Below are 12,086 nucleotides of genomic sequence, written 5' to 3'. Positions count from 1 at the left end.
GAGAGATTCGGGGCCGGGTACTGGTCCGATTCAAGAACAGGGAAGGACCTTTGCAGGCTCGGCTATCCATAGCAGAAAACGGAAGTATCCGGCTCATGTTCGCCCTGCACTGCCTTCATCCTGTTACTATGCACCTGCGTCAGCGCCTCTTTAGCTGAACGAAGGGCTTAACTAATCTGCTTCGGTTTCTGATTCCTGCTTAAGGTGGATAACCTCAATTCGTGTATTGGACACTTCCAACATCCGGAGGCGGAAGCCCTTTAATACGAGGCTTTCATCCTGCTCCGGCACTCGTTCGGCTTCGGTAACGACAAAACCAGACAGGGTGTGATATTCTCCTTCGGGCAGGCCCAGGTCATACTTTTCGTTAAGGTAGTCGATCTCCAGACGGCCGCTGAATTTGAAGCAATCATCTTCCAGCACTTCTTCCACGTATTCGTCCTCGTCGTATTCGTCTTCGATCTCTCCGAAAATTTCTTCCAGCAGATCTTCCATCGTTACCACACCGGCGATGCCGCCGAACTCATCCACCACACAGGCAATACTGAGTTGCTCTTTAACGGATCGGTCCAGTAAGTCTGTCACCCGCGCCACTTCAGGAATGAACGTGAGCTCCAGCACGATGTCCTTGATTTCCGTGGGCAGGTCGAGTAATTGTTGATGATGAACGTAGCCCAGCACCTCATCCATATCTCCGTCGACAACTAACAGACGACTCAGGTGAGTTTCCAGAAAGCGGGCTTCCAAATCATCGATACTGGCACTGACGTCTACGCTTTCGATCTCCGTGCGCGGCACCATACAATCTTTTACTTTTACCTCACCCAGGTTCAGGGCGTTGCCGAAGAGTTTGGTGTCAATACCACTAACTTCTTCATCCGACGAGGACTGGCTTTCATTGACAAAGTTTTCCAGATCAAGCCGGGTAAGTACCGTATCAAGCTCTTCACTGGGCCGCTTAAAAAAGAAGCGTAACAGCATATCACTGGTGCTGGTCATGATCCGGCTGGGCAGATACAACAGCCACTGTAAAGCGCGCAACGGAACGGCCATGAAGTATAGCGCATCGTCTGCGTACAAACGAAAAAGAGTCTTCGGTAAATACTCCCCGAATACCAGTATAATTGGTAGTATCAAAAAGGAATTGACCAGCAAAAGCCAAAGGCTATCGTCTCCCAACCCCAGGCGTGGGGCTACCATCAGGGTCAGAGGAACCGTAATGAGGGAGGTAAAAGCCACCAGGGCGATATTGTTACCCACCAGCATGGTGCTGAGAAAATCCGCCGGCTTATCAAACCAACCTGCCAGGATTTTACTCCGGCGGGTTCCCCGCTTTTTCTTTAGCTCCACCCGTAACTTATTAGCAGAAACGTAAGCGATTTCTGAACCACTGAAGAGAGCGGACAACAACAAAAAGAAGATGATGGCGACGGTTAGCACGTAGTAAAGTTACTGTTCCGGTCGGTTAATGGGGATACGGCCGTCAACTTGCAGCACTTTCGCATTGCTGAAACTCTGGTCTGCTTCAAGTCCGTAGCCCGTAATGACGTAGTCCGGCTGCGTCAATACCACAAATTTATTCGTGTAGATCCGTTCTGTTTTTTCTTCCCAGTTGAGCTCTTCTGTCTCGAGCCGCTGCAGATCAACGGACTGCCAAACGACGCTGTCCCGAACCGTAATCTCATTATTCCGGCGACGGTACACTCCCCAGTTAGCAATCAGGGTGCTGCTGGTGTCCTGCAACTCATCCAGAAAAGTAACGTGCAGTCCATCGGGGAATTCCTGCCGTTGATCCGCTACTTCCAGATAACTCAGCATCCGGGGCGCGGTAACGATGACGCGAATTTTGGCAGAGTCGCTGTACAGGATCTGCACCCCTTCGGCTACTTCTATTTTATCGCTCAGTTGCTCCCGCAATTTTGCCACCTCCGCCGGATCATTGATGCAGGAAGAGAGCAATAAGGCCAATAGGCCAACTATCGGCAGCAGCCAAAAAGAAAAGATAGCGCGACCTGAGGGTTCGGTCATTAGGACAGGCATTAAGTGAGCAGAACATCCCGCATAAGATGGATAAGGATTCCGGAAGAATCGTGGCCCGACGGATAAACAATCTGCAGTAGCAGGGAGCACCCTGGGGCACACCCTGAAGCAACAGTTATCACCTTCGGCGAACTGTCATCATTTACGGAAGCGTTCTCCTGTTAGGAGAGCGTCTAAGCCCGCAGGCCACTGACGAAAGTCGTCAGCAGGTCACTGTAAAGCTGGGGTTCTTCGGGTACACCGTTGTTGTTGTACTTGTAGAGGTACACGACCAGAAAAACGAAAAGGAGGAAGGCGATGAAGGCGCCGAGGATGGCGTAGCCTTTGATGCCGGCTGATTTGATTTCAGACATAATTGGGCAAATTTCTTTTGCGGTGCAAAGGTAAGGCGTGGTGGGTTAATAACCATCCTGATTGAGAGGTAGATGTAGGGCAATCGGCTATTCACTGACGGCCTCTCCCTCTGTGTTCTTTGTGCCTCTGTGCTCTTTGTGTCATTAGCGCCTAGCGCATCTTTCATGATCAAGCGTATTACGCTGTTAAAGGCTTCTCCAAAAACAAAATCAGCGACCAGGCACATCGCCTGATCGCTGATTATTAAAAGTCAAAAACTTGACTTCTGTTCTTACTGTCGGCAGTCTACCTCAGCGCGATCATCTTCAATATCTGCGCCTACCCGAAGTGCGGGCAGCAGACTGTTAGCAGCCTGAAGGCGGATCGTAGTGTTGATCTGCTGGCGGGCACCGGGCAGGTTACCACTCGTAGAGCTGGTAGGCTCGGTGATGCCCTGAATGACGTAAACACCGGTGTTACCAACAACGGGCTTGCTTACGGCACCCGTAGCTACTGCAGCAGCAGCGGCAATAACCTTTGGCTCATTACCAATGCCTGCGGAGAGGCTGGAAAGCGTTGGGTTACTGGTAACCGTATCCACCTTCAGGTCATACTGGCTGGCGAGGTCAGAAAGGCTCTTGCCTCCAATCATACCGGAGATCTTTTCGCCTTTCTTAAGGTCACGTACGATGGGTTCGAGATTTTCCTTAACGGCAGCAACGGTAGCTACTCCGGCAGGAAGAACATCTTCCAGACCAACGAGAACGTAGTTGTTTTCGTAGAAAAGTTGTGGGTCGGTGAAGGTGTAAACGATACCGCTTACGTCTCCTTCGTCAGCGCTGAACGCCCAGCACATCATGTCCTTTACTTCCTGGCCACTACCCAAACCCGGGAGGTTGTAAGCACTCAGGGGCATAGGCGTTGTTTGAGACACTTCCATACCGGCAGCTTCAGCCGCCGCCTTCAGTTCCGTCAGGTTACCCTTACCGTTCAGGAATACCTGAGCTTCGGCCAGTACGGCGTCTTCAGTATCGCTGGAAGGGATGATGGGCTCAACGATGTAAGCTACTTTAGCACGGGTGGAAGTGGTGCGGCTACGACCCAGAATTTCTACGAGGTGAACACCGTAGCTGGTACGGATCTTGTAGAGCTGGCCAACGCTTCCGGTGCGGAAGAGGACGTTATCAAAAGGACGAACGAACTGGCCGGGAGTTACTTTTTCGTACTCGCCGCCGTTGGAGGCAGATCCGGGATCCTGGCTGAAGGTTTCAGCCAGAGAAGCAAACTTGCCGCGGTTACGCTGTACGACGTTCATCAGACTGTCAATAACGCGGTTAGCCTCCTTGAACTGATCAGGGGTCGTGGCATTACGGAGGATGTGGCGGGTGCTGGCACTGTCAGCGATCACTTTACGGTCGATAAGTTTCGCCAGCTTCATGGCGTTGCCCTCTACGTAGGGTCCGTAGACGGAGCCAATGGCTACGTCGTTCATGATGGCATCAGCGATTACCGGGCTGAGGTTGTCAGCCGTCAGGTAGTTCGGTGCGTAAGAGCCACGGTTGGCGAGGGCGAAGAGGCTGTCTCCACTCTCGGTGGTTTCTTTGTTCCAGTCAGTGGCAACTTCCCCGAGCAGTGTCCGGATCTTAGCGGAATCCGCTGCCGTTGCTTCTACCTTGAAGGATACGTAAGACAGTTGGCGGCTTTCCACGCGGTTAACGAACACGCTGCGGTTCTCATCGATGTAAGCCTGCATATCGGCATCGCTTACTTCTACGTCGCTGTTATCCACCTCGTCGAATGGAATTTTCACGACGGCCACCTTGCGGCTGGCAATCTGGTTGTTGGCAAACTCCTGTGCCTGCCAGCTTGGGGCGTACATAGCCTTAGAAACCAATGCTCCCATCTTTTCCTGAAGGCGGGTCGCCACGATTTCACGGCGCTGGTACTTCCAGATAGTCTCGATGTTGGGGTTCAGTTCCCCATTGGCTACGGCGTCCTTAAGGGTACCGTTATCAATATGGCCCTGAATCTGGCTCAGAAGCGTACGGTTAAGCTGCCCGGTGTTAGGGTCGGTCAGGTTACGGGTAATGATGGGGCTGGGCGTTGGACCAAACTCCAGGTCATTCAGCTCAAACTCGGAGACAGAAAGGCCGAGGTTTTCGGCTTCTTCTTTCACCAGGCCTTCGTTGACGTAGAACTGCCACAATTGGTCGCGGTTCTGGTAAGCGTCGCCGCCGGAGAAAGCACCACTGAGGGTACGCTCGAAGTCAGCGCGGTCAATTTCCTGATGACCTACGCGGCCCATAGCCTGCTCAACGGGGCCGAGGGGGCCGTTAGCGCCACTGGACATCTCCTGAAAGACGAACAGACAGATAGCGCCACCAATGACGAAGAGGATGAGGGCTGTATTATCTCTAATTTTTCCAATCAGTGCCATACTGCAAACTTGCTTTAGCGATTCGCCCGAAAGTGCGGGCCTTTGTTCGTGGTAATTATAGTTTCCCAACCAAAAAAATGGCCGGACCAAATGCTTTTAGGTCCCGGCCAGTGCTCGTTGGACGTGCGAAGATACTACTTTTTAAAATAGTTGGCAGAAGCCAGGCGGACAAGCAAAGATTTTTACGAGAAATGAAGCCACAATGGGCGCCGGAGCGCGGGTGCAGGAGAAAGCTTGTGAGAGCAAGGAACAGGCTTCGCTACTTTTGTCGACTTTCCATCCAGCGTCGTCGTTTGCCAACAAGCTTTTTCCGGGGGACAGCCTTATATTAACTGCACAAACACCAACCCAACGATGCTTACCCTGCAAGGTAAAAGGACGAACAACATCCTCTCCGGGATTGACTTCAAGCTTAGCTTAACGGGGCTGACACATGACAGCCACTATGTAATCGGAGATCAACTTACCGGCCAGCTCAACGTTGTGGCGAATCGTGAACTGCTCAATACAAACATCATCCTTGTTTTATCGTACGTTCTGGCCAGTGAGCTGAAACAGGAAGAAACTGTAGCTTACACCTATTATCTTACGCAAGGAATAAGACTACAAAAAAACCTTCCGACCGACTACGATGTACCCATCCCGTTCCATCTTGGCCGGGCTAATTTTTCTGGACAAAAGCTAAACGCTTTCTGGCAGCTCAAAGTATGGTTAAGCCATGACGTCCCGGCCACTGAGCGGACGCTTTTAAACAAGGTCTTTGGTTCTGAGACACAAAAGATCACCTCTACCTTCCTCATCCCCGTTCGCTATGGCAAGGGCAACTACCGCGTCCAGGCTCGGGAACTACCTATTCCTTTTTTTAACAACCTGATGATCGGCGGTACAACCTTTGTTACTGCGGGCTTAATTTTCTTCTTGTCTCTTCAGCTAGGCTTAGAGCAATCATTTCAGCCTTACTTTTTCACTTTCATTCTTGCACTGCTAGTCATTACTTTCTACCACGTGATTCGTTTGGCCAGTTTTAAAATGACACCGATGGAGATCAATCCATTGCGGGATGGCAAGCTCCGTATTCAATACCTGAACCGCGGAGAAGGTCATCTTGAGGGTGCAGAAATCGGACTCCGTCTCAAAGAAAAACGGCAGGCAAAGAATGGCAATGGTCAACTTGATCTTGGAGAAGGCTTACTGTTTGAGAAAAAAACACCCCTTAAAGGCTCCTCCCGCCCACTGGGCCACCTCAATGAGATAATTATCCCTTTTACGGACAGGATCGATGAATTCCCTACCAGCTACCTTCTTGGCAGTCCCAAGCACCCTCATGGATATGAGTGGGAAGTTTTCCTAAAGACCCCCATCCCGATTCTGGGTGGCACCAAAGAAATCCGCTGGCCCATTCAGGTCGACTGGGAGCCTCTCCGCACCACCCCACCCTCCCCCCAAGAACTCGAAGAAGAAAAACTGAAACTCCGGGAGCTGGCGGAGAACCGGCAGATAAAACAGCTTACAAGACGATAGTCTGGCAGCAACTGTTTTACTCCCTTTCCCCCCTTAATCCCTTTCCCCCCTTACTCCTCCCCCTCCATGCTCAGGCTCACCCAGAATCATTCTTCGTTCACCGCCATTCTCGAATTGGAAGGCTTATCAGCGGATAAGACCTACGTCATTGGTGATCGATTAAAGGGTAAGCTAACCTTTACCCCCAAGCGCAACCTGACCATTTTAAGCATGAGGGGCGAGCTATCCTACGTCGTGAAGGGAAATGCACAAACCGATAAGATACTCGCGCACCGGGAAAAGCTACTTCCTTACCGGGAACTGAAAGCGGGAGAAACCTGCGAAATTGATCTCCTTATCCCCTTCCACTTTGGCCGGCCGAACTTTAAGGGGGGAAGGTTGGACAACTTCTGGAGCTTTACCGTACTCATCATTCGCGAAATCCCCAAAGATGAGCGCACTATCCTGCAACTCATACCGGGTATGGACAAAAAAATGATGGAGGCTAACTTCATCATCCCCGTTGCTGCCGGCAAGGGTAGCTTTAAGGTGAAGGCCCAGCCCCTCCCGATTCAACTTATCAGTGGGGAAGTTATCGGTATCGGTAGTTTTCTGACCCTGGGTCTAATGGTAGCCCTTGGCTTTATAATGCCTGAACCCGGCGTAAGTAATGGACTATTCTTTGTCCTGGCCCTGATGGGCTTACTGGGCATCATCCTCTATCATTTCCTCCACCTCAGCAATTTCAAGATGACGCCCATGGAGATTAAGCCCCTGCGGGATGGGAAGATCCGAATCCGCTACCTGAACCGGGGCAAAAACCACTTAAACAGGGCCTACATCGGGATCCGGCTGAAGGAACATTACATCGTAGAGGATAGCAATAACAACTATTCGCGTAAGTCTTCCGTCCTGCACGAAAACCGGTACAAACTCGGCGAGATCGCCCGCCCCCTGGATCACCTGAATGAAGCAACCATTCCCTGGCCGGAACTCCCCAACGGTACCTTCCCCACAAGCTACGGTTATCAGGATCAGGGCTACGAATGGGAGGTCTTCCTGGCGGCCTCCGGGCTGGTTATTGGTGGCCTCAACGAAATTAGCTGGCCCATCCGGGTAGACTGGGAGCGGATGCGGCTTACGGTACCCACCACCCAGGAGTTAGCAGAAGAAAAGCTCGAGCTTAAAGAACTGGCGGATAACAAGGTAGTGCGGTAGTCGGTAGAATTGTAGATGGTAAAGGCAGAACGGGTAAACTATCTCTACAATTCTACCGTCTACCGTCTACAGTTCCACCGTCTACCAAACTCCCAAAGACCATGTCCGAAGCCCGACTCGCCCTGCGCCCTCAACTTGACCTTGCCCCTGCGTCCGCGCCCGAAGAATCGTTTCAGAATGAGACCCTTCGCCCCATTATGAAAATGCAGCACGATCTGCTGTTGGCCGCCTTCCGGCTCTATCTGCAAAAACGGAAGGTCCGGCTGGAGCAAGTGCCCGCCAAACAGCGTTTCGATAAAATCAAGCAAATTATTACCCGGGACAATCGTCTTCGCGGCCTGCTACTGGGTATCGCCATCGGGCAGTTCACCCATGAAGAGATGACCTACTTCGTGGAAAACGAAAGCAGCGTCAATCGGCGCATGACGAATTTATTGGTAGAACGATTGGCTTCTGCAGTATGATAGTAGCAGATCAATGGCAGTAGCTACCTACTATCATACTACCCCCTACTGCCATTACTAATTCACTGTCCCAGGCAAAGAATCTCAATCGGGTCCGTCCGTATCTCATTGCTGAGATTTCCCGCCCGGTCTTTAATCTGGATCGCGTAGGAGAAAGTGTCAACGGGGAAGCTTTCGTCCGCAATGCACAAGCGGTTATTGAAGATACAGCAGATGCCGGTGGTATTAACCACCGTGATGAAGATGTCTCCGCTGATGCCGTTACCCGTTCCTTCCGTCGGAATGAGCGGAATGCTGAAGGGCGTCTGGATCCCCAGCCGGCTATCCGTCAGGAAAATATCGATGCTATCGCTGTCGATCTGGCTCAGGTCGCCATCGCCGTCGGTAAAGGAGAACTGAATCCGAATACTATCCAGCGGGCCATTCGTAAACTGGTAGATCTGGCTTTTATTCATCCCCTCGTAGGTAATCACCGGTTCACTCGGAAAATCCGGTGGATTGACGCAAGCGGCCAGGCAGAGCAAAGGCAGTAAGTAAAGCAGCGTACGCATATTGGTATTTTGGTTCTTGGTTCTTTGGTATTTTGGGCTACTGCATGTTGGAGGCGGTGGAGGCGACCAGACATCGCAGGGTATCCATTTTCGCACTTGAGTTGTTCATCGGAGAAGATAGTAGTCAAACAAAAGGATAATCCCTTCCTATGGGATGTTATACTACTCTAAAAATACACAATTCAGGTGACTAGAGCACAGCTACTGGAACAGATTAGAACGGTAACGACAGAAACATTCGATGATCTGGCGCTGGACATTTTCCGTTATCAGGCAATGCACAACAATATTTACGCCAGATACCTGGAATTGTTGCGTGTGGAAGTAAGCTCGGTCACCCAAACGACGGACATTCCTTACTTACCCATTGCTCTGTTCAAGCAATATCGGCTAAAAAGTGGTCACTGGCCTGAGGTGAGAACCTTCACCAGCAGCGGCACTACCGGCGCTGTCACGAGCCACCATCCGCTCCGCCAGGAAGACTGGTACCGGGAGAATGCCCGCCGTGCATTTGAGCGGCAGTATGGCCCGCTGGCCGGCCGGCCGGTGCTGGCGCTCCTTCCCGCCTATCTGGAGCGGACGGGCTCCAGCCTCGTCTTCATGGCAGAAGATTTTATTCAACGGTCCGGCCACCCCGACTCGGGTTTCTTTCTGGATGACCTGCCAATGCTTTCGGAGAAACTCCGTCGGCTGAAGGGCGGTCCTGCCCCGCCGCTACTCATCGGCGTCAGTTTTGCGCTGCTGGATCTGGCCGAACAACATTCGCAGGATTTAGGGCAGACCATCGTGATGGAAACCGGCGGCATGAAGGGGCGACGGAAAGAAATGACCCGACAGGAATTACACGCTACGCTTTCTGCAGCCTTCGGCCTGGAGCAGATCCACTCGGAGTATGGCATGACGGAATTACTCAGCCAGGCTTACGCGCCGCGGGAGGGGGTTTTCCTGCCGGCGCCTACACTACGGGCGAGTACACGAGAGATTACGGACCCACTCTCTCCTACTCCGGTAGGGCGCAACGGGGCGCTCAATTTAATCGACCTGGCAAATGTGGATACGATCTCTTTCATCGCTACGGATGACCTGGGGCGGGTTCAGGCAAATGGCTCCTTTGAGGTGCTGGGGCGGATGGATGCGAGTGATGTGAGAGGGTGTAATTTGTTGGTGGTGTAGGTCGCTTCGCGACTAGTTTCACGCAGATGGACGCAGAGAATGGGGAGGACGCAGAGGCTACCCTACGGAGCGTATGTTTATCCTAAAAATCCAACTCTCCCGGCCTCATTCTACAATTCTCTCATTCTACCATTCTAATCTCCGCTTGTGTTTATCTTTTTGGCCCAGCGATAAATTGATCGATTAGTGGGCGAAGCGGGTGCCCACTGAACATCCAACGGCCGCTATCGAGGTGGGTCCCGTTCGGGATATGGTGGAGATTGGCGGCAGCACCCCGATTCAGCAGTTCCTGGTGAAAGGTATTGGAGTGGCGCACGTCAACCGTTGCGTCAGCGGTGCCGTGGAGGAGTTGCCAGCGGCAGTCGGGGTTAGGGAGTACCTCGGAGAGCCGTTGAATGGGATCGAGGAGAGTGTAACGGGGCAGAAATAGGCGGCGCGGACGCAGGAATGCAAAGTTTAGCGGCCCGGCACAGCAGAGTGCGGCCGTGGGAGCGGCCGGCCATCCGGCCCGGCGCCAGCCGGCAGGGTCTAAAGCCAGAAGTGCCGCCAGATGAGCGCCGGCGCTGATCCCCGCTATTTGAAACTCCGCAACCGTCTCCGCCGGCGCGCAGGCCCTCACCGCTGACCAGCAGTCAGCCACTACCTCGTTGAGCCCCACCGCCGGTGGCCGGCGGTAGCTCGGCAGGATGACCCGGTAGCCGGCGGCAAGCCAGGGAATGGCCGCAGCGACGAATTTCTCCGGGCTGCCGAAGGTCCACGCTCCGCCGTGGAGGTAAACGACGTATTTAGCGGGGGATACCGGAGGGATGTCCCGCGAGGTAACCACCAGGGCATACTGCCGGTCTGATGAGCCGTAGGAGACCTTCTCCTCCCGGACGTTCATACGGGCATACTCCTCCCTACAGGCACGCCAGTAGGCGGGTAATCCGAGGGTATTGAAGAGGAGCGTTTTACGGTAGTTCATTTGTAGTCAGGCAGTAATGCAGTCAAGTAGTCAAGCAGTCAAATAGTCAAATAGTCAAACAGTATACTCGGCGGGTGGTTCGCCAAAAGCCTGCTCCTGGGAATCTCCCCCCTGCACCCGCACGTCGTCGCCCGAACCCTTCCCCATCCACTCGCGGAGCGAGCCTGTCCCTTGCGGCAGCTACTGCTTGACTACTTGACTCTCTGACTGCTTGACTTCCTCTCTCTCCCCAACCTCCATTCCAACACCCGCCGATCATCCCCCGCTGTCAGCAGCGTATGCTCATCCAGCCACAAGAGCGTATTGACGGAATTGACATGGCCACGATCACGGACGACCTCACAGACTTTGAGCAGCTTCCAGCTCTCTGCGTCCCATAGTTTGACCGTTTTGTCGCGGCTGGCGGTAGCCAGAAACCGTCCTGACGGATCGAACGCCAGCTTATTAATGGTAGCCAGGTGAGCGGAGATGGGAGCCGGGACATTCTTCGAAAAAGAGACGTCGAAAAAGCGCAGATGGGCGTCCCGTCCGCCGGAGACCAGCCGGGGAAAGTCAGGCATAAAGGCAAGGCAAAAGACCGAAGGCTCGTTAGCAGCGTGGCTCCCGATCAGGCTCATTTCTTCCCGGTTGACCAGGTACACCCGTCCATCACTGGCGCCAACGGCAATGGCTCCGCCATCAGGATGTAAGGCCAGGCTTCTCAGACTGTTTCCACTCAGGGGCAAGCTTTCCATCGTTCGCCCCGTCTTTGCGTTCCAGCGGATGAGCACGCCGTCTCCGCCGGCGGTATAAATTTCTTCCCCGACGCGGAGAACGGAATAAACCCCTTTAGTATGCGCCGCAACGTGCTTGTTTCGCTCCTCGTTTTCCGGGTATAACCAGTGTACACCACCATCTACGGCACCAGCTACCAGCCCGCCGCCTTCCAGCGTCTCCAGGCAGAAAAATTTCCCGCCATCTACCTTGGCAACCACGCGCCCGAAGTCGACATCATCCCGGTGCCAATGCACAATGAAGCCATCCGCGGCGGCGGAGTAGAATCCGTCTTCAGCGGGCTTCAAATCGTAAATAGCAGCACGGTGGCCGCTGCGTTCGCTAACTCTTTCTAACATCATGGTTACGAACATTGTCTTAGTAACTCCGGTTCTAAATTATACAGATTGCTTTAACCACCGTCAGACTTTTACCCCAAATGAAATATATTTTCCTGGCTACCGTATATTTTACGGTCGGCTTCATCCTCCCCACCTTCTCTCCCGTTTTACAGATCATCACGGGTCTTTTGGCCATCCTTTTTGCCGCGACCATCATGACCTACTTTTTTCAAAGGCATCTAAGCCGTTGGGAGTTGAACGCAGGCCTTCTTTAGAAGATAAGAGAAGGGCTCAACAGTAAATTAGAATCTT

General features: G+C 52.9%; 12 protein-coding genes. 5 read left to right on the top strand and 7 right to left on the bottom strand.

Going from position 1 to position 12,086, the window contains the following annotated elements; genetic code table 11:
- Positions 1 to 171: 171 nt before the first annotated feature.
- The 4 genes from BM123_RS13335 to BM123_RS13320 form a co-directional block, all read right to left on the bottom strand.
- On the bottom strand, positions 172 to 1,440 hold the full coding sequence (locus BM123_RS13335; RefSeq protein ID WP_090169307.1) for a hemolysin family protein: 1,269 nt from the start codon (positions 1,438 to 1,440) through the stop codon (positions 172 to 174).
- Between the two features lie 9 nt (positions 1,441 to 1,449).
- Complete coding sequence (gene lptC / locus BM123_RS13330; protein ID WP_175489377.1) at positions 1,450 to 2,028, bottom strand: LPS export ABC transporter periplasmic protein LptC; 579 nt, start codon at positions 2,026 to 2,028, stop codon at positions 1,450 to 1,452.
- Between the two features lie 185 nt (positions 2,029 to 2,213).
- Entirely contained in the window at positions 2,214 to 2,393 is a 180-nt protein-coding gene (locus BM123_RS13325; RefSeq protein WP_090169303.1) for a hypothetical protein, read from the bottom strand.
- Positions 2,394 to 2,665: 272 nt separating this feature from the next.
- A complete protein-coding gene (locus tag BM123_RS13320) occupies positions 2,666 to 4,810 on the bottom strand; it encodes a peptidylprolyl isomerase (RefSeq protein WP_090169301.1) in 2,145 nt (714 codons plus the stop codon).
- Between the two features lie 354 nt (positions 4,811 to 5,164).
- On the opposite strand from BM123_RS13320, the gene BM123_RS13315 reads away from it, so the two are divergent.
- From BM123_RS13315 to BM123_RS13305, 3 genes are all read left to right on the top strand, one after another.
- Positions 5,165 to 6,331: a hypothetical protein gene (locus tag BM123_RS13315; RefSeq protein ID WP_090169299.1), complete on the top strand. Its 1,167-nt coding sequence runs from the start codon at positions 5,165 to 5,167 to the stop codon at positions 6,329 to 6,331.
- A 66-nt stretch (positions 6,332 to 6,397) separates the two neighbouring features.
- Positions 6,398 to 7,528: a hypothetical protein gene (locus tag BM123_RS13310; RefSeq protein ID WP_090169296.1), complete on the top strand. Its 1,131-nt coding sequence runs from the start codon at positions 6,398 to 6,400 to the stop codon at positions 7,526 to 7,528.
- Between the two features lie 101 nt (positions 7,529 to 7,629).
- The gene (locus BM123_RS13305; RefSeq protein ID WP_090169295.1) at positions 7,630 to 7,992 is read left to right on the top strand and encodes a hypothetical protein; all 363 of its coding nucleotides are present in this window, start codon (positions 7,630 to 7,632) and stop codon (positions 7,990 to 7,992) included.
- 62 nt (positions 7,993 to 8,054) lie between these two features.
- Here the strand turns inward: BM123_RS13305 and BM123_RS13300 are convergent, their stop codons facing one another.
- Entirely contained in the window at positions 8,055 to 8,543 is a 489-nt protein-coding gene (locus tag BM123_RS13300) for a hypothetical protein (RefSeq protein ID WP_090169293.1), read from the bottom strand.
- Positions 8,544 to 8,729: 186 nt separating this feature from the next.
- On the opposite strand from BM123_RS13300, the gene BM123_RS13295 reads away from it, so the two are divergent.
- Positions 8,730 to 9,716, top strand: a complete 987-nt coding sequence (locus BM123_RS13295) for an acyl transferase (RefSeq protein WP_090169291.1) — start codon at positions 8,730 to 8,732, stop codon at positions 9,714 to 9,716.
- A 151-nt stretch (positions 9,717 to 9,867) separates the two neighbouring features.
- Here BM123_RS13295 and BM123_RS13290 read toward each other — a convergent pair whose 3' ends face one another.
- Positions 9,868 to 10,680, bottom strand: a complete 813-nt coding sequence (locus BM123_RS13290; RefSeq protein ID WP_090169289.1) for an alpha/beta hydrolase — start codon at positions 10,678 to 10,680, stop codon at positions 9,868 to 9,870.
- A gap of 191 nt (positions 10,681 to 10,871) precedes the next feature.
- The gene (locus BM123_RS13285; RefSeq protein ID WP_175489376.1) at positions 10,872 to 11,795 is read right to left on the bottom strand and encodes a WD40 repeat domain-containing protein; all 924 of its coding nucleotides are present in this window, start codon (positions 11,793 to 11,795) and stop codon (positions 10,872 to 10,874) included.
- A 77-nt stretch (positions 11,796 to 11,872) separates the two neighbouring features.
- Here BM123_RS13285 and BM123_RS24245 point away from each other — a divergent pair, with 77 nt between their 5' ends.
- A complete protein-coding gene (locus tag BM123_RS24245; protein WP_175489375.1) occupies positions 11,873 to 12,049 on the top strand; it encodes a hypothetical protein in 177 nt (58 codons plus the stop codon).
- Positions 12,050 to 12,086 lie beyond the last annotated feature (37 nt).

It is taken from the genome of Neolewinella agarilytica, assembly GCF_900110645.1.
GTDB lineage: Bacteria > Bacteroidota > Bacteroidia > Chitinophagales > Saprospiraceae > Neolewinella > Neolewinella agarilytica.
The sequence above is the reverse complement of the archived record's forward strand: the minus strand, read 5'-3'. Positions and strand labels throughout refer to the sequence as shown.